The sequence below is a fragment of the Vibrio xiamenensis genome (assembly GCF_900100015.1).
Classification (GTDB): domain Bacteria; phylum Pseudomonadota; class Gammaproteobacteria; order Enterobacterales; family Vibrionaceae; genus Vibrio; species Vibrio xiamenensis.
The window spans coordinates 61,829-84,050 of sequence record NZ_FNDD01000008.1; the positions used below are offsets into that span (position 1 = coordinate 61,829).

General features: G+C 47.9%; 18 protein-coding genes and 1 other annotated feature. Of the genes, 5 read left to right on the forward strand and 13 right to left on the reverse strand.

From position 1 onward, the window contains the following. Positions 1-3: 3 nt before the first annotated feature. The 10 genes from BLS03_RS08490 to trpL2 all read right to left on the reverse strand — a co-directional run bounded on the left by BLS03_RS08490 (position 4) and on the right by trpL2 (position 12,541). Entirely contained in the window at positions 4-2,526 is a 2,523-nt protein-coding gene (locus BLS03_RS08490) for a hybrid sensor histidine kinase/response regulator (RefSeq protein ID WP_093272224.1), read from the reverse strand. Then, positions 2,519-3,727, reverse strand: coding sequence for an acyl-homoserine-lactone synthase (locus tag BLS03_RS08495; RefSeq protein ID WP_093272226.1), 1,209 nt, complete (start codon positions 3,725-3,727; stop codon positions 2,519-2,521). The genes BLS03_RS08490 and BLS03_RS08495 overlap by 8 nt, the downstream gene beginning before the upstream one ends. Positions 3,728-3,907: 180 nt before the next feature. After that, entirely contained in the window at positions 3,908-5,167 is a 1,260-nt protein-coding gene (locus BLS03_RS08500) for a dicarboxylate/amino acid:cation symporter (protein WP_093272229.1), read from the reverse strand. Between the two features lie 407 nt (positions 5,168-5,574). Beyond that, positions 5,575-6,381, reverse strand: a complete 807-nt coding sequence (trpA, locus tag BLS03_RS08505; RefSeq protein WP_093272231.1) for a tryptophan synthase subunit alpha — start codon at positions 6,379-6,381, stop codon at positions 5,575-5,577. Further along, positions 6,381-7,571, reverse strand: a complete 1,191-nt coding sequence (gene trpB, locus BLS03_RS08510; RefSeq protein ID WP_093272234.1) for a tryptophan synthase subunit beta — start codon at positions 7,569-7,571, stop codon at positions 6,381-6,383. The genes trpA and trpB overlap by 1 nt, the downstream gene beginning before the upstream one ends. A gap of 97 nt (positions 7,572-7,668) precedes the next feature. Then, a complete protein-coding gene (gene trpCF / locus BLS03_RS08515) occupies positions 7,669-9,084 on the reverse strand; it encodes a bifunctional indole-3-glycerol-phosphate synthase TrpC/phosphoribosylanthranilate isomerase TrpF (RefSeq protein ID WP_093272236.1) in 1,416 nt (471 codons plus the stop codon). A 3-nt stretch (positions 9,085-9,087) separates the two neighbouring features. Next, complete coding sequence (trpD, locus tag BLS03_RS08520; protein WP_093272239.1) at positions 9,088-10,086, reverse strand: anthranilate phosphoribosyltransferase; 999 nt, start codon at positions 10,084-10,086, stop codon at positions 9,088-9,090. Between the two features lie 25 nt (positions 10,087-10,111). Continuing rightward, positions 10,112-10,702 (reverse strand): aminodeoxychorismate/anthranilate synthase component II, encoded by a 591-nt coding sequence (locus tag BLS03_RS08525; RefSeq protein WP_093272242.1) that lies wholly within the window; start codon positions 10,700-10,702, stop codon positions 10,112-10,114. A gap of 10 nt (positions 10,703-10,712) precedes the next feature. Continuing rightward, positions 10,713-12,278 carry an anthranilate synthase component 1 gene (locus BLS03_RS08530; protein WP_093272246.1) on the reverse strand — a complete coding sequence of 522 codons (1,566 nt, stop codon included), beginning with the start codon at positions 12,276-12,278 and terminating at the stop codon, positions 10,713-10,715. A gap of 106 nt (positions 12,279-12,384) precedes the next feature. Further along, positions 12,385-12,484 (reverse strand) — a sequence feature (Trp leader region). Next, a complete protein-coding gene (gene trpL2, locus BLS03_RS08535; protein WP_093272248.1) occupies positions 12,431-12,541 on the reverse strand; it encodes a tryptophan operon leader peptide in 111 nt (36 codons plus the stop codon). (Overlaps the previous feature by 54 nt.) A 99-nt stretch (positions 12,542-12,640) precedes the next feature. Here trpL2 and rnm point away from each other — a divergent pair, with 99 nt between their 5' ends. The 3 genes from rnm (at position 12,641) to rluB (ending at position 15,196) form a co-directional block, all read left to right on the forward strand. Then, positions 12,641-13,489 carry an RNase RNM gene (gene rnm / locus BLS03_RS08540; protein WP_093272250.1) on the forward strand — a complete coding sequence of 283 codons (849 nt, stop codon included), beginning with the start codon at positions 12,641-12,643 and terminating at the stop codon, positions 13,487-13,489. Between the two features lie 60 nt (positions 13,490-13,549). Then, a complete protein-coding gene (locus tag BLS03_RS08545) occupies positions 13,550-14,170 on the forward strand; it encodes an L-threonylcarbamoyladenylate synthase (RefSeq protein WP_093272253.1) in 621 nt (206 codons plus the stop codon). Positions 14,171-14,302: 132 nt separating this feature from the next. Then, positions 14,303-15,196, forward strand: a complete 894-nt coding sequence (gene rluB / locus BLS03_RS08550; protein WP_093272255.1) for a 23S rRNA pseudouridine(2605) synthase RluB — start codon at positions 14,303-14,305, stop codon at positions 15,194-15,196. 94 nt (positions 15,197-15,290) lie between these two features. Here the strand turns inward: rluB and cydC are convergent, their stop codons facing one another. From cydC to trxB, 3 genes are all read right to left on the reverse strand, one after another. Continuing rightward, the gene (cydC, locus tag BLS03_RS08555; RefSeq protein WP_093272259.1) at positions 15,291-17,015 is read right to left on the reverse strand and encodes a heme ABC transporter ATP-binding protein/permease CydC; all 1,725 of its coding nucleotides are present in this window, start codon (positions 17,013-17,015) and stop codon (positions 15,291-15,293) included. Further along, positions 17,008-18,801 carry a heme ABC transporter permease/ATP-binding protein CydD gene (cydD, locus tag BLS03_RS08560; protein ID WP_093272262.1) on the reverse strand — a complete coding sequence of 598 codons (1,794 nt, stop codon included), beginning with the start codon at positions 18,799-18,801 and terminating at the stop codon, positions 17,008-17,010. The genes cydC and cydD overlap by 8 nt, the downstream gene beginning before the upstream one ends. Positions 18,802-18,912: 111 nt before the next feature. After that, positions 18,913-19,875 (reverse strand): thioredoxin-disulfide reductase, encoded by a 963-nt coding sequence (gene trxB / locus BLS03_RS08565; protein WP_093272265.1) that lies wholly within the window; start codon positions 19,873-19,875, stop codon positions 18,913-18,915. Between the two features lie 394 nt (positions 19,876-20,269). On the opposite strand from trxB, the gene BLS03_RS08570 reads away from it, so the two are divergent. Continuing rightward, a complete protein-coding gene (locus BLS03_RS08570) occupies positions 20,270-20,926 on the forward strand; it encodes a 2OG-Fe dioxygenase family protein (protein WP_093272268.1) in 657 nt (218 codons plus the stop codon). Next, on the forward strand, positions 20,910-22,151 hold the full coding sequence (locus BLS03_RS08575; protein WP_093272271.1) for a cysteine desulfurase-like protein: 1,242 nt from the start codon (positions 20,910-20,912) through the stop codon (positions 22,149-22,151). The genes BLS03_RS08570 and BLS03_RS08575 overlap by 17 nt, the downstream gene beginning before the upstream one ends. Positions 22,152-22,222: the final 71 nt, after the last annotated feature.

Below are 22,222 nucleotides of genomic sequence, written 5' to 3' on the forward strand. Positions count from 1 at the left end.
AGTTTATGACGAGTAACTGGTTTCGTGATCTTCGATCCATTGCGACATGACGTGCTTTAAATCTTCTTTGGTCGTGGGTTTGGTTAAACGTCCATCCATCAAATTGGTGATCAGCTCAAGTTCGCGTTCGCCAGACTCACCAGAAAGCGCGATGACGGGAGTATTTGGGCTGAGCTGTTTAATACGTGTTGCGGCTTCAAAGCCGTTCATAACAGGCATTTGAATGTCCATGATCACCAGATCGATCGGATTGTTGTGGAAAATTTCTACCGCAACTTTGCCGTTATTGGCCTGAATGACATCATAGCCAAGCTGTTGCAAATAAAGAGTGACCATAGCACGTTGCACTTCTTTATCGTCGACGACCAGCACCGTTTTGTGGCAATTTTCCGGGCCTTCTGCATGATTATAGGGAGCCAACGCATCGTGACTCGAACTTGGCCCTATCTCCATTTCTGGCGTCGATTCTTCATTGATGGTGCTTAATGATAGCGCCGGGAAAGTGAGGTGAAACTCGGTGTACTTTCCGTATTCAGAGTGGCAAGAAATGGTGCCGCCAAATGAGTTCATTACCCGCGAGCAATAGCCTAGGCCAAGTCCGCTGCCTCCAGATTTGTTGTAACTGTAGAAATCGTCAAATATCTGCCTTTTCACCGACTCATGAATACCCGGACCTGTGTCTCGAAAGATCACCACGTTTTCATGAAAACGTGAGACGGTTTGGATATCAATTTGGCTGTCGGGGAAGGAGTCAAAATAGTAAATGGCGTTACGCAGCAAGTTAAACACCACAAAGTTAAATAGCGTGTCATTGACGCGCACCGAAAAATCGCTGTCGGTATGCAGGTGAATACGTCGTTTGATCTGCTCGCTTTCAAAACCGAACTGGTTGATGGCTTGCATTAACAAACGTTTTATTGATGACACCGCCATCGGCTCTTGCGAAAACGACGAGGTGCTAACTTCTCGCAAAATGATGTCGATCAGTTGTTTACCGCGGCGAATCGAGGCTTTGCCACTTTCGACCTCGTTGAGTAGCGTTTCTAAACTGGCATTGGTCTGCAGTTGAATTTGCAGTTTTTCTAAGTGCAATTGCAACTGGGCAAGGGGGTTACGCATCTCATGGGCGATCGAATTTGCCAATGCTTGAGACTGACGCACGCGTCGATCGGAGTTGATGTAATACTGGGCTTGTTCAAGCACCTTTTTCAGCGCGATTAACTCTTCGTTCGAGTACATCTGGCCGTTGGTTTTATGGGTGGCGATCAGTAAGTGGGAGATAACATGGCTGTTATCAAACATCGGCATGATGATCGCCGCATCACTTTCGCTCATTTTTTCATGCAGTTCGCCAAGTTTGCCTTTGGTCACCGAGCCGTCGAGTTTGTCTTGCAATTCCTCAATGATCAGCGCGTCTTGGTTGCGGCTGAGATAATCGATATATAAGTCTTCGCCAGGACTCTTTTTGACCAAATGCATTTGGCTGGCAGGCACGTTCAGAAGCTCGGCCAATTTCGCTAACGCGTCCGGCGGCGATTTTTGAAATTCCGTGACCAAGGCATAGATCTGTTCAGTCGGAGACAGCGGCGAATTATAAATCATCAAACTGGTATATTGCTTTACGCGGCTGTAGAGCGGTTGCCAGGTAATGCCGAGCACAAAGCTGTATAAGATGATGATGTCGTACTTGATGCCGTTTGATTCGGTAAAAAAGAACAAAGGGAAAATATAAATCGCACAGGTGACCGCGGCGGTAAGCAACAAATAACTCATATAGCGCGTGCTGTAAAAACGGGAAGTCAGCAGCGCGTAGCCGGTTATCAACATTTCACTGATCGACAGAGCAGGAGGTAGCCATGTCAGCGAGAAATCGCCAACGAACATAGTGACGCCAAGCTGAATAATGCCAGTTGAGACCATAAAGATGATCATGCCTGCGACCATAAAGTTGACGCGAGTTTTGCTCAACCGGTTACCGACGCCGCGCAAAGAGATCAAATTAATCAGGGTTAAAAACACTAAAGCGGTCAAGGTTAAGAAAAACAGTGAGGTGTAATTACCAAAATGAATCACAAACTCACTCGGCGCCGTGATGTCGACGTATTGCACCGTCAGTTCTGGGATCAAATTGATGCCGAGTGACAATACGGTCAACGCGGTTAATAAGGTGTATACCAGACGGTGGGTTTTGGTTTGTAAATAATGCTCTTTGAGTTTGCACGAGAACAGAAATGCAGATGCAAAAGCGATAAAGGCGGTCAAGTTAGCAAAGATCGCCAATACAATCGCAGATTGTTCCGATTGGCTGACTAAATAACCAGTGTGAAAGTAGGCATTACTTAAGATCCAGAAAAATAGCCCAGCAGAGTAGCTTAGATAGTACTTATAGTGACTTTTGGTTACATCAATCTGGCGCGCTTTAAGGTTTAGGTAGAAATAACTGACCCAGCTAACCACAATCAGCGAGATAAACAGCAGAATAACCGCTTTAGGATAAATAAAGACATTCTCATATAAACTAACCACGAGTGCGTTCTCCTATCGCTTGATGACGATTATATTTCTTTTGCGTAAACACGCGTTGTTTATATTCTTTGTAACTGGTGGTGCGTAATTGTTGGTTGAGCTTTTCAATCAGCCATAAGCCTTTAAAGGTTGAATTACCCGTATCTTGTAAATTAGATGCCGCAGTATAAAGATATTCACCATTGGTTAGGCTGGCGTAGTAATACATCATTAAAGGTTGTTCGATAACTACAAAGCCCAAAGAAAACTGCTGAGCATGAAGTAACGACATGATGTGTTTTTGGGCTAAATAAATAATAAACGCACACTGTATGGTATTGCCACTTGTGGTGAGGCGTAAGATTTCACAAATGCGACTTTTGTTCAAAATCAGTTCGCTAAGGCTACTATCCAGTGCGGCTATCGAGCTGCAATCGAGACGTCCGTTCTGTTCTAATTGCAGGTTTTGGCGCAATATTTGTTCAAATTCAGGTTGAAGATAAGGCTGCCAAATGTTGGATTGGAAAAACGGAGAAAAATACAACCAGTCGCTACGCTGATGCCAGTACTGAATACGGGCAGTAGAGACCAAAATGGGTATCTGGGATTGGTGGCTAGCTGTCATCAATAAAAAATGCGTTCCTTGCGTTGATAACTCCAGAGAGTACAACATTTCATACCATTTGTGTTCTTTTATAAATGTACACAAGTTACACAGCAATATGGCATCCGCAAGGACCAGCGGCGCAACACTATATAGGGTGTAATACAGCTGGGTTTCAGTTTCTACATTTTGAATAAGTTTGGATTGATAATGAGATTCATCGTAGCTCAATGACACAGCGGTGGGTGAATATTCAAAGCTGGGTAATGGGTATTTGTTAATTAAGCAATGTATTTCATATTCGCACCACAAGTCGGTAATGCCATCAAAAAAATGCAGCGCAAATTGTTCGAGTTGAAACTCGATTGAGGTCAATTCAGCGCTAGTGTGGCAAATGGTCTCTTTATATATCGACGAATTGAGTTTACCTGCGATATTAAGAAACTCTGTATTCGGCGAGCGTGCGGTTATTTGTTTGAGGCGCACATTGAGAATATGTTCAAACAGCGCTCTTTTATTTAAGTGGGGGAGTGAATCGATCGCTAGAAGAATGTCTCTTCTTGAGATCTTAAGCTGCTTATCACGAAGATAGCGCTCATAAAGCAAGCAAAGTTCCATTTTTTCATCCAATCTGACATTTGTATTTTTAATATATTTTTTCTGGATGATATCACCATAGTTGTATATCAACGAGGTAAATTAGGTAGGGAAGTTTATAAAACTGTGATCTTGTGGCGTAAAAAAAGCCGTCACAGGCGACGGCTTTTAGAGTATTTGCTTTATCTCACAGAAATAGAATTACGCCTGTTGATCTTCGTATTCCATTTCCGCTTCTTGATCCTTAATCAAGGCATCGACAATCACTGCACAAGCGGCATCGCCGGTGATGTTTAGCGCAGTACGAATCATGTCAAAGATACGGTCTAGTGCGAACAGCAGTGGTAAACCTTCGATTGGAATACCTGCAGCAAGCAGTACAGCGACTACAAGGAAAGATGGACCAGGAACGCCAGCTTGACCAACCGCACCTAGAGTGGATGTCACGATAATCGCAATGTAGGCACCAAGTGATAAGTCGATATTGAATAGCTGAGCAAAGAACACTGCGACCAAGCCGTAGTAAATTGCGTTGCCTGACATATTGATGGTGGCACCAAGTGGCAGTACGAACGAAGCGGTTGAGTTTCTAACGCCCAATTCTTTTTCACAAGTTTCCATCGTTACAGGCAGGGTCGCCATAGACGAGGCGGTAGACAGTGCTACGGCTTGTGGTTTTTTCATTGCGCCAAGGAATTTTTTCGCTGAGGTCTTGGTAAACAACTGAATCATCAGTGGGTAGGCGACAAAACCGAAGATTAAAATCGCGGCGACGTAGACAACAAACAGTTTGAATACGATCATTAGCGCGCCAAAACCAAAGGTGCCCACCGCTTCAGCCATAAGGCCAAATACACCAATTGGTGCAATGATCATCACTTTGTTGATCATCCAAACCATGGCATCAACGATGCAGTTCACGCCGTTCATGATTGGTTCGCGACGGCTCTTCTCTTGTTTCGAAATGGCAATACCAAAGAAAAGGCAGAAAACCAAAATTTGGAGGATATTGGCATCGTTTAGAGATTGGAACACGTTGGTTGGGATCATACCGGTTACGGTGGCCCAAAACGTAGGTAATTCACCTTTCGACGCATACTCCGATGAGAACATGCCTTCCACTGCAGACAGTTCAATGCCGTTGCCTGGTTGGAACACTTCGCCCATGACTAGCGCCAAAGCCACTGCAAGGGCAGACGTCAGTGCGAAATAGCCTAGTGTCACCGCGCCCACTTTACCCGCTGATTGGCTGTTACCTAGACCAGCTGCGCCAGAGATAAGCGCCACAGCGACCAGTGGGATAACTAACATCTTGATTAAGTTAATAAAGATGGTGCCTAGTGGCGAAAACATCGCGGCGTCTTGACCCATGTAGGCGCCAACCGCAGTACCGACGATCATCGCAATGACGACTTGTACGCCAATATTGCTTAGTAAACTCTTATTTTTTAACACTTCCATAACCTCTGTGCTAGATTTGTTGAATATCCTAGAACTTACCCCTAAACAGTAGAAACTGAGTGGACAAATATTTCGCTGGTGTTTTACACGCTTCTTGACCAATGATCAATCCCCACCTAGTGAGAACATCGTTTCGACTTGCAAAATTTAATATCGTTGATTGAATTTTAAACAAAAGGCAAACGTTTGCTTTTAATCTTAAATATAAGATTATTCTAAATTAGCGTGTAAATGCAGTCGATTATCAATACGAATGTCGCTGGAATGTTAAAAATGCTCGTGACAGGGTGAAATTTGCAACTCATCAAGACAAGAAAAAAGCGCCGAGAAGGGCGCTTTTCGATAAGGGAAGTGGTTGTATAACTTAAACATCAACCAAGCTTGAACTGATTTAGCGCAAAGATGACTTAGCGTTGGGTTGCCGCTTTCATATTGGCGACAAACTCACCGAGTTTGGCGAGCATAGTCTGTGGCTCATCAACATGGCTTTCGATGATTTTAACCACCGCAGAACCTGAAATCGCCCCCGCAGCGCCCGCTTGCAGCGCTTCTTTGACTTGCGCCGGCTCTGAGATACCAAAGCCAAGCAGCGAAGGAGGGGCGTCGAACTGCGCCAGTTTGCCAAGTAGGGTATCGACAGGCATCTTGGCTTTGGTTTCAGCGCCAGTTACACCTGCGCGTGATAGTAAATAGGTGTAGCCGCTGCCAAGGCTTGCGACCGACTTGAGCGTTTCTTCGGTGGCGGTTGGCGGCGCAATGAAAATCGCGTGAACCCCAAATTTTTCCGCTGCAGCAACAAATTCTGCGCTCTCATTGGTTGGCACATCCGCGACCAAGACCGAATCGATACCGGCTTCTGAACAGCGCTGATAAAAGTGCTCAATGCCATTGGCAAACACCAAGTTGGCATACATCAGCAGGCCAATTGGAGTCTCTGGGTATTTTTTGCGCAGTTCACCAATCAGCTCAAAGCAGGTTTCAGGCGTGGTTTTGGCATTCAGAGCGCGTAAGTTGGCGCCTTGGATGGTTGGGCCATCGGCCAGTGGATCGGAAAATGGCATACCCAATTCGAGTGCGTCAGCGCCGTTTTCGATCAGGGTTTCCATAATCTTAAGAGAAAGCTCAGGCGTTGGGTCGCCCATAGTGACGAAAGGAACAAACGCGCCTTGTTGCTGCTCACTTAAACGGGCGAACATTGCTTGATAACGATCCATTACAGCACTCCTTTGTCTTGCAAAATTTTATCAACGGTGAAGATGTCTTTATCGCCACGACCAGAGAGGTTAACCACCAGAAGCTGCTCTTTGTCCGGATTTTGTTTCGCCATTTTGATGGCATGAGCCAGTGCATGGGACGACTCCAAAGCAGGAATGATGCCTTCATGGCGAGCAAGGTCTTGGAACGCTTCAAGCGCTTCATCGTCGGTAATGCTTTCATAGATAGCGCGACCCGTTGCGTGCAAGTGTGCGTGCTGCGGACCCACCGATGGAAAATCTAGTCCAGCAGAGATCGAATACGATTCTTCAATTTGGCCGTGTTGATCTTGCATCATCGGTGACTTCATCCCGAAATAAATACCAGTTTTACCGTGGCGCAGCGGCGCGCCGTGTTTGTCGGTATCAATGCCAAGCCCGGCAGGTTCAACACCAATTAAGTTGACCGATGTTTCGTCAATAAAATCGGCGAACATACCAATGGCATTTGAACCGCCGCCAACACAGGCGATAACCGCATCCGGTAAGCGACCTTCACGAGCTAAAATTTGGTTTTTGGTTTCCTCACCGATCATGCGCTGGAATTCGCGCACTATGGTTGGAAACGGGTGCGGGCCTGCGGCAGTGCCAAGCAGATAGTGCGCGGTCTCATAACTGCCAGACCAGTCACGCAGCGCTTCGTTACACGCATCTTTTAGCGTGGCTGAGCCGGAGTGAACAGGAATGACTTCTGCACCCATCAAACGCATACGAAAGACGTTAGGACTTTGGCGTTCGACGTCTTTCGCGCCCATGTAAACACGGCATTTTAGATCGAGTAGCGCGCAGGCGAGGGCCGTTGCAACACCATGTTGGCCGGCGCCGGTTTCTGCGATGATTTCGGTTTTACCCATGCGTTTGGCCAGCAGCGCTTGACCAAGCACTTGGTTGGTTTTGTGTGCGCCGCCGTGAAGCAAGTCTTCACGTTTTAGGTACAGTTTGGTTTTAGTGCCTTTGGTGATATTGCGAGTTAACGTCAGTGCGGTTGGTCGACCGGCGTACTCTTGCAACAGCCCCATAAATTCGCTTTGAAAAGCGTCATCTTGCTGGGCGTCGATAAACGCTTGTTCAAGTTGGTCAAGGGCAGGAACCAAAATCTGTGGAACGTATTGTCCACCGTATTCGCCAAAATAGGCATCGAGCTTAGCCATGTTCTTTCCTTAAAATCGCTATCAGTGACCTTGTCACCGAATTCAAAAATTGCTGTGTTGTTTTGCTATATCGCCGCTGTGTTTCGGTATCAGGACATTAATAGTCGCGAATGGCGGCAAACGCTTGGCGCAGTTTCAAACTGTCTTTATGACCGGGAGAGCTTTCTACACCGGAATTCAAATCTAAACCCAAGCATCCAAGTGCGGCGGCTTGTTTGGCGTTCTCGGGGGTAATACCTCCGGCCAACATCACGTCGTGTGTTTCAGTGATCAGTTGCCAGTCAAAACTCTGGCCCGTACCGCCGGACTGTTCGCCAATTTTAGTGTCGAGCAGATGACGGTCGACGTTTTGCTCAAAAAGAGTCGGCATCGCATCGCTTACGCCATATGCTTTCCAAATCTCAGTCCCTTGTGGCAGCTTGGTTTTGAGCTCATTGATATAGGTTTGGTCTTCATTACCATGCAGCTGTACGGCAAACAAACTCAGTGCACTTGCAGTTTCTGCAACCTCTTCAATCGATTGGTTTTGGAATACGCCAACATAGTGAAGTGGTGCGCCGCTCATGGTGGTACGAGCCGCTTGCACATTGACGCAGCGCGGCGATTTAGACACGAAGATCAAACCGCCGAATACGGCTCCAGCTTGATAGGCACGCACCGCGTCATCGGGGTGAGTTAGTCCGCATACCTTGTTGTCGCCGAGTAACACTCGACGCACCGCCAGTTCTAAGTTGTCTTCTGACATCAACGAACTGCCGATCAAAAAGCCATTGGCGTAGTGGCTGAGATCTTTCACTTGTTGATGGGTGTATATGCCAGATTCGGAAATCAGCGTCACGTGCGGCAGTTTCTCGCGCAGTTTAGGCGCTAGCTGCTTGGTGCGGTTTAAATCGGTGCTTAAATCACGCAAGTCACGGTTGTTAATGCCAATCACTTTTGCGCCAAGTTCGACGGCGCGCTCAAGTTCTTGCTCGTTACTGACTTCCGTCAAAATGCCCATGTTGAGTGAATGCGCCACTTCCGCCAGAGCTTGGTACTGCTCATCATCAAGTACAGACAGCATCAATAAAATCGCATCCGCTTGATAGTTACGTGCGAGAAAGACTTGGTATTCGTCGATCATAAAGTCTTTGCACAGCACCGGTTGAGTGACTTGGCTGCGCACTTGTGGCAGAAAATCCAGATTGCCTTGAAAGTATTTCTCATCAGTCAGCACAGAGATGGCGCTGGCGTGATGGTTATAGACCGAGGCGATGTAATCGAGGTCGAAATCTTCGCGAATCAAGCCTTTTGATGGCGACGCCTTTTTACACTCGAGAATAAAAGCGGTTTGCGGCGTGCTTAGCGCTTCATAAAAACTGCGGTTGGACAGCGTCAAATCGCGTTGAAATGACTCTAATGGCTGCGCTTGTTTGCGCTCTTGAACCCACACTCGTTTATCGCGAACAATTTTAGCGAGAACCTCAGCCATTTGGCTTTCCTTTAAAGACACGTGTTCGGATAACTGCGTCATTGCTTAACCTCTATCTGCCAGTTGTTTTACTAATTCAAACGCTTTTCCAGACTGCATGACATCGAGAGCTTTGTGGGTATTGGCTTTGAGATCTTCGTGACCGAATAAGCGCATCAGCAGCGCAACATTGACTGCCACTGCGCTGGTCTGAGCTTGAGTCCCTTTTCCGGTAAGAATGTCGGTGATGATCGCCTTGTTTTCATCCGGCGTACCACCTTTAATCGCATCCAATGCGTAGCAATCGACGCCAAAGTCTTCTGGTTTTAGCGTGTACTCTACAATAGCGCCGTCACGAATTTCCGCAACTTGAGTTTCACCATGAATCGCCACTTCATCCAAGCCGCTACCGTGAATCACAGCAGCACGTTTCATACCTAGCTTGAGCATGGTCTCTGCAATTGGGCGAATCAACTCTGGCGCATAAACGCCCATCAACTCAATGTTTGGACGTGCTGGGTTAATCAAAGGACCAAGAATATTGAAAATCGTGCGTGTTTTTAATGTCTGACGCACTGGCATGGCGTGGCGAAAACCGCCGTGGTATTGCGGGGCAAACAAAAAGGCGACGCCCAGTTCATCGATCGCTTTACGAGTGTCATCGGCGCTCATCGCCAAGTTGATGCCAAATGAATCAAGTAAGTCCGATGAACCTGATTTACTCGATACGCTGCGGTTGCCGTGTTTGGCGACTTTCAAACCGCACGCTGCGGCAACAAACGCAGCGGTGGTGGAGATGTTAATTGTGTCATGACCGTCACCGCCAGTGCCGACGATATCGGCAAAGTCATAATCTGGGCGTGGAAATGGGCTGGCGTTCTTCACCAAAGCGCTTACCGCGCCCGCGATTTCATCGGGGGTTTCGCCTTTGATTTTAAGAGCCGTTAACGCCGCCGCCATCAAAATTGGGTCAAGGTCGCCACGAATGATTTCATCAAACAGCTGGTGGCTTTCTTGTTCATTAAGTGCTTGCTGGCGGTACAATTTGTCGATGATTTTTTCCATGATTCTATCCTTATAATTCCGTTTATTAGGCGGTTTGTGCCTGCAAAGCCCAGTCGATGGCGTTAGTGAGAAGCTGCGCGCCGTAGGTGGTCATGATTGATTCTGGGTGAAACTGAAAACCGCACACTCGGTCTTGCTCATTAACCACTGACATTACTAAACCGTCAACTTCGGCGGTGACAGCCAGTGTGTCTGGTACATCAACCGCCACCAAAGAGTGGTAACGGGCAATCGCCATCGGTGATGGCAGACCTTGATAGATTGGGTGTGCTTGATGCGCCATCATTGAAACCTTACCGTGAACAATGTCACCTGCGCCAGCGACTTTACCACCGTAAGCTTCGACAATCGCTTGATGGCCCAAACAAATCCCCAGAATCGGCACTTTGCCTTTCATGGTTTGCAGCAGCGTTGGCATACAGCCGGCTTCGCTTGGCTCACCTGGCCCAGGTGAAAGCACCAGTAGCGGGTTATCCAAATCAGCGATCGCATGCTGAATAGTTTCTGCACTGATACTGTTACGATAAATTTTCACTTGGTGACCGAGCGAACGGAACTGATCGACCAGGTTGTAAGTAAATGAATCGAAGTTGTCGATAAATACGATGTTAGCCATGATGAGTTCCTTACGCCTGATGAGCTGCCAAAATGGCAGAGATAACTGCTTGTGCCTTGCCGCGAGTCTCATCGGCTTCCGCTTGCGGGTCGGAATCAAACACCACGCCAGCGCCAGCTTGAACGTGTGCAATTTGATTTTCCACGTAGGCTGAGCGAATCACGATACAGGTATCTAAAGTGCCTTCACCGGTCAAGTAACCGACCGCACCACCGTAGCTACCACGACGAGTTTTTTCGACATCGCGAATCAGCTGCATTGCACGAATTTTTGGTGCGCCGGTTAAGGTGCCCATGTTCATGCACGCTTGGTAGGCGTGAAGCGCATCGAGATCTGAACGCAATTGGCCAACCACGCGAGATACCAAGTGCATCACATGGCTGTAACGGTCAACTTTAAGCAAATCTGCCACGTGGCGAGACCCAGGCTCGGCAATGCGTGCCACATCGTTACGTGCTAGGTCGACCAACATCATGTGCTCGGCGTTCTCTTTTTTATCGCCGCGCAGTTCCAACTCAATGCGGCTATCAAGGTCAAAATCGATGCTGCCATCGTGCTTTTTACCACGGCGACGGGTACCGGCAATTGGGTAGATTTCGATTTGATTGGTATTGGTTGCGTATTTCAGCGCGCTTTCAGGAGAGGCTCCAAACAGAGTGAAAAACTCATCTTGGAGATAGAACATGTATGGGCTTGGGTTGCTTTGCTTAAGCTGCTGGTATGCCACCAACGGCGATGGGCAAGGCAGAGTAAAGCGGCGTGATGGTACCACTTGGAAAATATCACCTTTGACGACGTACTGTTTCAAATCGCTGACGATATCGCAAAAATCGGCATCAGAAATATTGGTTTGCAGTTCAACATTGGCAAGTTTTTGCGCGGGTGGAATCTCATTCGGTGCGGCGCACAGGGTTTCGATCTCTTTTACGCGCGCTGCCAATTGCGCTTTGGTTTTGTCGCTATGGGCAAACAGCGTCGCTTGTACGTCACAGCGCTGAGTTTGATGATCAACAATGAGCAAGGTTTCGGCAACGTAAAACACGTAGTCAGGGCAGGCGTTATCACTGCTCGCCTCGCCAAGCGGTTCAAAGTTGGCAACCATGTCGTAGGCGAACAAGCCACCTAAAAATACCGCGTGTTCTTCTAATCCGTCTAAATCAAAGCTGTGCTGAACCAAGCGCAGAGCATCAAAGGATGACGCTTCACGCAGACGGCTGTCTTCATCGACGCTGCGATCAGGTGCTGGAAAGGTTAACGTTAAGGTTGCGTCTTGATACTCGGTTTTAACAGCAGAGGTAATGTTGCGCTGCAAGGTATCAAGCAACTGGCGGCCGTTATCGGTCAGCGCCGTCAAGGTGACAACATCGCCGTAGCAGACGATACGTACTGCTGCGTCAACGATCATCAAGCTCTTTAAGTTCTGTTTTGAGTCAATTTCTGCTGATTCAAGTAGCAGGCAATCGGTTTTGTTTTCACACAGGGTATGAAACAGGTGTGTTGGGTCAGATGCGTAAGGGACAACGCTGTGCAGCAGTTCAATGCTATCGCGATGTTTGATTTCAATGGCCTTATTCACAAGACCTCCTTCTCAATAATTCTTATGGTCACATGGTTGCATAAAGTGATGGGTTTCCCAATCTTAAATCACGTCTAAATTCTGATACTTATGCAAGTGTGTAGAAACAAAAAAGCCCGCTGAGTGAGCGGGCTTTGCAATGGCGTGTCGTTTTAACAGCGCAGGTCAGCCCACCAAGAACCAGTCCAAGTGCGCCACCAAGCCAAATCTGCTGCGGATTTAACGAGTTTCGCTTTTTGCTTTTGGTTAAATTCTTGTAACATGGTAGACCCTAGTTTCGATGAATCGTATTTGTGTACTAGTTAACTAGTTCAAGGCCGTGAAGTCAAGCTCTAAAACAAAAACTTGATATAAAAATTTGCATGAGAATAGATTTACACAGCCACACCACATCTTCTGATGGTCGATTAACCCCTCAACAGTTAATCGATCGCGCCATGGATTTCGATATTGATGTGTTGGCCATCACCGATCACGACAATGTCGATGCGTTGGCAAGCGCCAGAGCGTATATCGCCGACCAGCAGTTACCGTTGCAGTTAATCAGCGGTATTGAAGTATCAACGGTATGGCAAAACAAAGACATTCATATTGTCGGCCTGAATATTGATGAGAACGCGACGGCGCTGCAGCAGTTGATTGAACGCCAACGCAATCATCGCCAAGTGCGCGCCGAGTTAATTGCCCAGCGTCTACAAAAGGTGACGCGCGAAGGGGTATTGGAAGAGGTGCGCTTGCTTGCTGGGGATGCGCCGATTACACGTGCCCATTTTGCCAAATGGCTGGTGGATAACGAGTACGCCAAAACCATGCAGCAAGTGTTCAAGAAATACTTAACGCGTAATAACCCAGGTTACGTGCCGCCGAATTGGTGTTCAATGCAAGAAGCCGTAGAGGCGATTCATCAAGCTGGCGGCCAAGCGGTGTTAGCCCATCCAGGGCGATATAATTTAACCGCTAAGTGGTTGAAACGTTTGATCAGCGCTTTTGTTGATGCGGGCGGCGATGCGATGGAAGTGGCACAGCCGCAACAAGGTCAACAAGAAAGGCGCAACCTTGCCGATTATGCTATACAATACAAACTATTAGCGTCTCAAGGCAGTGATTTTCATTATCCTTCACCCTGGATGGAGCTCGGGCGAAATCTATGGTTGCCTGCAGGAGTGGAACCGGTTTGGAAAGATTGGAGCCTCAAACCTTCCGATTCATAACCTGCTGTGAGCGCAGTTTACCCATCTTAGAGTCGCGAGACTCAAAAACGAGGAATTACCATGAGCCAGTTTTTTTATGTGCATCCTGAAAACCCACAGGCTCGATTGATCAACCAAGCGGTCGCGATCATTCGTAATGGAGGCGTTGTCGTTTACCCAACCGATTCCGGTTATGCACTGGGCTGTCAGTTGGAAAATAAACACGCATTAGAGCGCATTTGCCAGATTCGCCGTTTAGACGAAAAACACAATTTTACGTTGCTATGTCGTGATTTGTCAGAGTTGTCGTTGTATGCGCGCGTAGACAACAGTGCTTTTCGTTTGTTGAAAAACCACACGCCGGGCGCTTATACCTTTATCTTTAAAGGGACGAAAGAGGTGCCGCGCCGCTTGATGAACGCGAAGCGCAAAACCATCGGTATTCGCGTCCCGGATAACCGCATTGCGCTTGATTTGCTCGAAGCTCTCGGTGAGCCAATGATGTCTACCTCATTGATTTTACCGGGCAGTGAAGTGACTGAGTCGGATCCAGAAGAAATCCGCGATAAATTGGAACACGTTGTCGATGTGATTCTAAGCGGCGGTTACCTTGGTGAACAGCCAACCACAGTGGTGGATTTTAGCGACGGTGAACCTGTCGTTTCACGCGTCGGTTCTGGCGATCCAAGCGTATTTGAATAGCTGAAATTTGGTGCTTTTGAGCTAAGAATTTGGCATACTGTGCGGCTGCGAAATTGCAGTCGCATATCAAACGCCCAAATTTAGGCATGCAACGACGTCTGAGAAGACGACATACAGGTAAATAGTAAATCGATGAACGAAAAATTACAGAAGGTATTAGCACGAGCAGGTCACGGTTCTCGTCGTGAACTGGAAGCTCTTATCAAAGCCGGACGCGTCAGCGTCAATGGTGTAGTGGCTAAACTTGGTGAACGCTTAGAAGATGAAAACGCCGTCGTGCGTATTGACGGACATACCGTGTCTGCCAAAGCGCAAAACGATGTGATCTGCCGAGTTTTGGCATACTACAAGCCAGAAGGCGAGCTATGTACCCGCCACGACCCAGAAGGTCGTCGAACTGTTTTTGACCGTCTGCCGAAAATCAAAGGTTCTCGTTGGATTTCGGTAGGGCGCCTTGACGCCAACACCTCGGGTTTGCTGCTGTTTACGACCGACGGTGAATTGGCTAACCGCCTGATGCACCCAAGCCGCCAAGTAGAACGTGAATATCTGGTTCGTGTTTTTGGCGAAGTGAATGAACAGAAAGTACGTAACTTAGTAAAAGGTGTTGAACTTGAAGATGGCATGGCGCGTTTTGAAGACGTCGTTTATGCTGGTGGTGAAGGTATGAACCACACCTTTTACGTGGTGATTAACGAAGGTCGTAACCGTGAGGTTCGTCGTTTGTGGGAATCGCAAGAGTGTACGGTAAGCCGTTTGAAACGTGTGCGTTACGGGGATATTTTCCTCGATAAGAAACTGCCACGTGGCGGTTGGATGGAACTCAACCTCAAAGACGTTAACTACTTGCGTGATTTGGTTGAACTGCGTCCTGAGAAAGAGACCTTACTTGACGTGAATGCCGCCAATACGTCACGTAAACGTGAACGTTCAAAGAGTCAGAAGATTCGCCGTGCAGTGAAGCGTCACGAAGAGCGCATCACCAATCCGCCAAAAGGTCGTGCCGGCGCCAAACGTCGCCGTTAACCTCTTAACCTCGAGGTTTTTGGTTACTCACCAATAGCAAAACCGTATCAAATAAAAAAGCCCGCTCGTTGAGCGGGCTTTTTGTGTTAGGCGCTTAAACCAGAGTCTGAGTTAGCTCAAAGTAGCGACCGCGCTGCTCGGTCAACTGTTGATGGGAACCAAACTCGACAATCTCACCTTGCTCAATCAGACAAATCGCATCCATTTTTTCCAGATTGACCAAGCGGTGAGTGATAAACAGCACTGTCTTACCGACAAAATGCTGCTCAAACAAGGCCATAATTTGCTGCTCAGTCTGTTTATCCAAACCTTCAGTTGGTTCATCTAGCAGCAGGATAGGGGCATTGTGAAGCAGCGCGCGAGCAATTCCGATACGGCGCTTTTCACCGCCGGAAAGCTGACGACCGCCATCGCCAAGCCACGTATCTAAGCCAGGCTTATCGAGCAGCTTTTCAAGGCCAACGCTGGCAAGCACTTCGCTTAAGGTATCATCGCTGGCATCTGGGCGAGCCATCAGCAGGTTATCGCGCAAGCTGCCGTTAAGAATGTCGACTCGTTGGCTGACCACACTGATAGCTTGACGCAACTGGCTTTCACTCCACTCGGTTAATGGCTTGCCAGCAATTCGAATTTGGCCTTGCTGCGGGTCCCAGTAGCGGGTCAATAGCTGCATGAGCGTCGATTTACCAGAGCCAGTTTGACCCAAGATAGCAACTTGCTGTTTTGGCGCAATGGCAAGGTCAATATTGGTTAATACTGGTGCGCTTTCGTCGCTGTAAGCAAATTCAACTTGCTCAAATTCAATCGAGTATTCACCGCTGTGCTCGGTTGGTGTTTGACTAAAACGCACGTCTGGCTCAGACAAAATGACTTCGTTTAAGCGTCTTGCTGAGGTAAGCGTTTGACCTAAATACTGGAACGCGCCAGCAATTGGCATTAAGAGTTCAAAGCTTGCCATGGTAGCAAACGCCATCATCGCAATGAATGGATCTGGCGGATGACCGCCAACGCCATCGGCAGACAACCACATAATTAAAGCCAACGTCCATCCGTTCACCAGCAGCAGTAGCGCTTGAGCGAGGCCGCCGAAGTGAGCGTTGACGTATTGGTTTTGCAGCAGTTTGTCTTGGGCGGCAAAAATGGCATCACGATAGCCTTTTTCTGCGCCAAATAGAGTCAGTTCCGTGTGGCCTTGCAGCCAATCCAAAGTCGTAATACGAAATTGCGCTTTGTTTTGTGTCAGGTCATGACCGTTACGTTTGCCAAGTTTGTAGAACAAAACCGGCCAGCTTAGCAGCATCAGCAGCAAAATGCCGCCAAGGGTTAAGCCAAGCGTCATGTCAAACCAACATACGAATACCGTCAGGCCGACAATTCCAAACGCACCGACGATAATTGGGCTAATCAGACGCAGATAGACATGGTCCATCGCATCGATGTCGGCGATTAATCGGTTGAGTAAATCGGCGTCACGAATGCCGGAAACGCGGCCCGGGATCAGCGGCGCCAATTTAGAAAAGAAGAAAATGCGCAGGTCGGTTAATAGCTTGAAGGTCGCGTTGTGGCTGACAACGCGCTCGCCCCAACGTCCTGCGGTGCGACCAATCGCGAATCCACGAACAAACGCGCCTGGCAGCATGTAGTTGAAGGTTTCCCGTGCGATGGTTAACGCAGCAACGGCTGAAGCAGACAAAAACCATCCGGAAAGCGTCAGTAGCCCGATGGAGGCAAACAGAGTTGCTAAGGCGAGCACCATGCCCAGAGTCAAACCAAACCAATGTTTTCGATACAGTTTTAAGTAAGGGAGTAAATCACGCATCTAAGTTCCCCTTATCCGCTTGGTTACTATGTGCTTGCAGCATGGTCTGGAACAGGCCTTGCTGAGTGCTTAAAGTGGCAAAATCACCGCTTTGCGCAATGGTCCCGTTTTGCATCACCAGTATTTGCGCCACGTCTTTGAGCGGATTGAGTTGGTGAGTCACCATCAATGCCGTGCGATGTTGAATTTGCTGTTCAAGACCTTGCATGACAAGGCGCTCGCTGCGTGCATCCAAACTTGCGGTCGGCTCATCAAGCAGCCAAAATGCGCCGTTTTGCAACATCGCGCGCGCGAGCGCTAAACGCTGTGCTTGACCGACCGACAAACCGCCTGAGCGGTCGGTGATCGGATAATCAAGCCCTTGCTTATGCACAAATTCGGCAGCAAAAGAGCGCTCAAGCACTTGCTCGATGGCTGCGTCGTCAATGTCATTTTTGCCAAGCGTAATATTATCGCGAATGGTGCCGTGAAGAAGCAGCGGGTTTTGTCCCACCCAACTGATGTGGCTGCGCCAATCGTCAAGGTCGAGATCGCTGCGTTCAATACCGTTGATTTTGAGAGAGCCTTGATAGGGTAAGAAGCCAAGAATCGCGTTGATAAGGCTGGTTTTACCTGCGCCACTTGGGCCAACAAGGGCAGTGGTTTGACCGCTGTCTAAGCAAAATGACAGTGGACCGGCCAGTTTATCGCCTTCAGGGCTAAGTACCACAAGGTCGCTTGCTTCAATTGATACACCGCGGGAAGCGGCGTTTTGAAGGTCAAGCGTCTCGCGACCTGAGCGGACTTTACTGACGTCGAGATCGAGGAATTCAACGATGCTCTCTGCTGAGCCGATAGCTTGCTGTTTGGCATGATAGAAAGTGCCAAGATCACGCAGTGGCTGATAAAACTCAGGTGCCAAAATTAGAATAAACAGCCCAGAGAACAAAGTGACGCTGGTACCGTAATAGCCAAAGTCCAGTTCACCAATAAAACTAAAGCCGAAGTAAACCGCCGTGATAGCAATGGAGATCGAGGTGAAAAACTCCAATACCGCAGAGGACAAAAATGCAATACGTAGCACGTCCATGGTGCGTTTACGAAACACCTCTGACGCGCTTTTCATCACTTCAGTTTCCGCTTTAGTGCGATCAAATAGGCGAATGGTGGTCATGGATTGCAAGCGATCATAGAAATGGCCGGAGAGACGTTGCAGCGCTTTGAAGTTTTTCTTGTTGGCTTCGGCGGCGCGAATGCCGACAAACGCCATAAACATTGGAACCAAAGGTGCGGTGATTAGGAAAATCAATCCAGCAGCCCAGTTTACGGGAAACACGACGACTAAAATAACGAAGGGAATCAGTACTGACAGTGACATTTGCGGTAAATACTTAGCGAAGAAATCGTGCATCTCTTCAACTTGTTCAAGCAGTAACGTTGCCCAAGCGCCCGCAGGTTTGCCTTTAATATAGGCCGGACCAAGTTCGCGAAGCTTTTCGAGAATCTGGCGGCGAATATATACGCGAATCTCTTTGCCACAGTGGAATCCGGCGATTTCTCGTCCCCATGAGCACAGGGCGCGCGCCAGAATGATAGCAAGTAGACCGTAAAATTGAGGAAGTAATTGGTACTTATCGACGTGCTCAATGATCAGTTGGTGAAGAATTGAAGCAAGCAGAGCGGCTTGTCCAAGTAAGAATAAGCTTGATAAAACTCCTAAGCCAATCGTGAGCATGAGCCAGCGTTTTGCTAGCGTGCTCTGTTGCTTAAGCCAGAGATTCAAGCTTTTGCGTCTATTTTTATCCATTATGAAGGCTTATTGATAATTGTTATGGCTGATGAGCGAGGCATTATACAAAAGAAAGCCCAGCGGGAATACCCGCTGGGCTGTATGGATTTATTGACGTCAGGTCGAAACTTACGATTTGAGCGCTAAACTATCGAGGTAGCGTTCGGCATCTAGGGCGGCCATACAACCGGTTCCTGCCGAGGTAATCGCTTGACGATAGTTGTGATCCATCACATCGCCAGCGGCAAATACGCCTTCGATGCTGGTTTGAGTCGCGTTGCCGTCAAGCCCTGATTTCACTACGATGTAGCCATCTTTCATCTCAAGTTGATCGGCAAAAATACTGGTGTTCGGTTGGTGACCAATCGCAATGAAGGTGCCCATCACATCGAATTGTTCAATCGCGCCTGAATTGACGTCTTTGACTTTCACGCCAGTCACGCCCATATCATCTCCGACCACTTCTTCAAGTGTACGATCAGTGTGCAAAATAATATTACCGTTTTGCACCTTGTCCATCAGACGATCGATCAAAATCTTCTCGGCGCGGAATGTATCGCGGCGATGAATCAGGTGAACTTCAGAGGCGATATTCGATAGGTATAGCGCTTCTTCTACGGCAGTGTTACCACCACCAACAACCGCGACTTTTTGATTGCGGTAGAAGAAACCGTCACAAGTTGCACATGCTGATACGCCACGGCCTTTAAATGCTTCTTCCGAGTCTAGACCAAGATATTTTGCCGATGCGCCAGTTGAGATGATCAGTGCATCACAAGTGTATTCCGAACTGTCGCCTTTTAAGCGGAAAGGGCGCTCAGACAGATTTACTTCGTTGATGTGGTCAAATACCATCTCAGTTTCAAAGCGCTCTGCATGCTCTTTCATGCGATCCATCAAACCTGGACCAGTTAAACCTTCAGGGTCTCCAGGCCAGTTTTCTACTTCGGTAGTAGTGGTTAATTGGCCACCTTGCTGCATGCCTGTCACCAGCACTGGATTAAGGTTCGCGCGCGCAGCGTACACTGCCGCAGTATAGCCAGCTGGACCCGAACCAAGAATTAGTAAATTACAGTGTTTTACGTCGCTCATGCGTGCTCCAATTGTGTGGTGCATTATTTATTAACATGCTCGATTGTAAAGGAAGTCCCCAATCAGTAAAAGCGCTGGCTCCCCAAACAAAGAAACAAAATGTAATAGGTTAGAACCGAAACAATGAATGCCTTAAAATAGGCTTAAATGAATGTTTTTTATACATTAATAGTGAGTTCTAGCACAGGGTTCTAGAAAATTGTCAGCCAAGAAATTAGTTTTGGAGTTTAATGCTAGTTATTTGTTTTAATTTGGTGTTTATGACTTGATTTTTTTAAAATTAAAAATATGTGAACTATAAAATTTGAAATAACCGCATATGTACGTATTCTGTATGTAAATAAAATGTTAAATAATATTTAACAAAAATGGTATGTTCATTAAGGAGTCTACGATGCTTCATACACACGAGAATACGTTGCATATTACTCAGCTCAGTGCGCGAGCACTGCAGCAATTATCCCCTTCGTTTGCCAGTCTGCCGCACACTGATCACGCCGATGGTCAATATCGCCTGCGTCGCTATTCGGTTATCGAATTTCGTCAAGGCAAAGTCATTGAACAACATCAGCATGATTTCGTCCAATCGGACGCCATTAACCATTTTCAAGGCGATATCGTACGCCACTTTGAACCGATTTTAGATTCCACTTTGCAAAGTGACGGTATGCGCGAAATGTGTCAGCTATTTGTTGATGCTAACGAATTGCCAGATGGCCAGAAGATAGAAATTCATCAAATTCGAATCGCTGCGATTTATGATGAAACCCAAGTTGCACCGGAAGGGGTTCATCAAGATGGCTTTGACTATATCGCCCTGATTGGTATCGATCGCAAAAACATTGTGGGTGGAGAAATCATGCTCTACGAAGACAATCACGAAGCGCCATTTTATCGTAAGGTGCTTAACAACGGTGAAGTGGCGATGCTGGATGACAGCCGGCTGTGGCACAACGCCTGTCCGATTCGTTCCATCAGGCACAGTCAAGAAGGGCACATGGATGTGTTTGTGTTAACCGCTAAGGATGCCTCCCATGACCTTCACTCCTGAAAAGGCGCGCGAGCAATTTACCGCTTTAACACCAAAGGTCGGTCAGCAATCGGCAATATTTTTTGATGGCCCAGGCGGCTCACAAGTCCCTGTCAGCGTACTTGAGGCGATGACGCACTATTTGGGCCATTTCAATGCCAACTTAGGCGGACACTATTTCTCCAGCCAAGTGACTGGCGATGTCATGCGCCAAGCCAGAGAATCGATGCAAGCGCTGCTCAATGCGCCAAGTGCCGACAATATTGTGTTTGGCGCGAATATGACCAGCTTAACTTTTCAGTTAAGCCGAGCCATCAGCCGCGAGTGGCGAGTGGGCGATGAAGTGGTGGTGACGGCGCTCGATCACTACGCCAATGTATCAACTTGGGCCGAGGCAGCCAAAGATAAGGGCGTGACTGTCCACCAAGCACGGGTGGATGAAAGTGACTGTAGTTTGGACTTGCCGCATCTGCTGTCGTTAATTAATACCAATACTCGATTAGTCGCAGTGACTCTAGCGTCTAATACCACAGGTTCCATTGTCGATGTGCAAAAAATTGTCGCTGCGGCGCATCAAGTTGGCGCCGCTGTGTATGTCGATGCGGTGCACTATGCGCCGCACCGTTTGGTGGATGTGGCCGCGCTTGGCTGCGACTTTCTGGTGTGTTCGGCCTACAAATTCTTCGGCCCACATCTTGGCATTGCTTACATCGCCAAGCCTTGGTTGGAGAGTTTAACACCATACAAAGTGGAGCCTGCCACTGACATCGGCCCCGGACGCTTTGAAACGGGTACGCAAAATTTTGAAGCGTTAGCTGGCGTTATCGCCGCGGTAAACTATTTAGCTCAGTGGGGCGAGGCCAGTGCGCCGCTGCGCACGCGGCTTGAGCAAAGTTACGCGCAGTATAACCAACATGAACAAGCGTTGAGCGAACACTTTTTACAGTGCTTGGAAGCGCTGCCCAATGCGCGGCTGTATGGCATAGACAGCGGTGATATTCAAAGGCGAACTCCGACTTTCGCGCTGCGCTTTGATGACGCCGACCCTTTGCCGCTGGCCAAAGCGCTCGGTGAACAAAACATCTGCGTCTGGAACGGGCATTTTTATGCCTTAGGTTTGGTGAAACAGCTTGGTTTGCTTGAGTCTGGCGGCGTGTTACGTGTCGGTTTGATGCATTACAACACCAAGCAAGAAATTGACCGATTATTCGAACAGCTTCATTCGCTGGTCCACTTATACCGATAAGCGAAACATTTGCCAGCACAACTTAAAATCCCTTGATCGCTATCAAGGGATTTTTTATCGATTGGGGCATT

Bases quoted from the DNA above. Each gene is read 5' to 3' on its own strand.
- trxB (WP_093272265.1), bottom strand. From the start codon at position 19,875: ATGAGCGACGTAAAACACTGTAATTTACTAATTCTTGGTTCGGGTCCA.
- trpL2 (WP_093272248.1), bottom strand. From the start codon at position 12,541: ATGTTACAAGAATTTAACCAAAAGCAAAAAGCGAAACTCGTTAAATCC.
- cydD (WP_093272262.1), bottom strand. From the start codon at position 18,801: ATGGATAAAAATAGACGCAAAAGCTTGAATCTCTGGCTTAAGCAACAG.
- cydC (WP_093272259.1), bottom strand. From the start codon at position 17,015: ATGCGTGATTTACTCCCTTACTTAAAACTGTATCGAAAACATTGGTTT.
- BLS03_RS08575 (WP_093272271.1), top strand. From the start codon at position 20,910: ATGACCTTCACTCCTGAAAAGGCGCGCGAGCAATTTACCGCTTTAACA.
- trpB (WP_093272234.1), bottom strand. From the start codon at position 7,571: ATGGCTAAGCTCGATGCCTATTTTGGCGAATACGGTGGACAATACGTT.
- BLS03_RS08500 (WP_093272229.1), bottom strand. From the start codon at position 5,167: ATGGAAGTGTTAAAAAATAAGAGTTTACTAAGCAATATTGGCGTACAA.
- BLS03_RS08570 (WP_093272268.1), top strand. From the start codon at position 20,270: ATGCTTCATACACACGAGAATACGTTGCATATTACTCAGCTCAGTGCG.
- BLS03_RS08525 (WP_093272242.1), bottom strand. From the start codon at position 10,702: ATGGCTAACATCGTATTTATCGACAACTTCGATTCATTTACTTACAAC.
- rnm (WP_093272250.1), top strand. From the start codon at position 12,641: ATGAGAATAGATTTACACAGCCACACCACATCTTCTGATGGTCGATTA.
- BLS03_RS08545 (WP_093272253.1), top strand. From the start codon at position 13,550: ATGAGCCAGTTTTTTTATGTGCATCCTGAAAACCCACAGGCTCGATTG.
- rluB (WP_093272255.1), top strand. From the start codon at position 14,303: ATGAACGAAAAATTACAGAAGGTATTAGCACGAGCAGGTCACGGTTCT.
- BLS03_RS08495 (WP_093272226.1), bottom strand. From the start codon at position 3,727: ATGGAACTTTGCTTGCTTTATGAGCGCTATCTTCGTGATAAGCAGCTT.
- trpCF (WP_093272236.1), bottom strand. From the start codon at position 9,084: ATGACGCAGTTATCCGAACACGTGTCTTTAAAGGAAAGCCAAATGGCT.
- trpA (WP_093272231.1), bottom strand. From the start codon at position 6,381: ATGGATCGTTATCAAGCAATGTTCGCCCGTTTAAGTGAGCAGCAACAA.
- trpD (WP_093272239.1), bottom strand. From the start codon at position 10,086: ATGGAAAAAATCATCGACAAATTGTACCGCCAGCAAGCACTTAATGAA.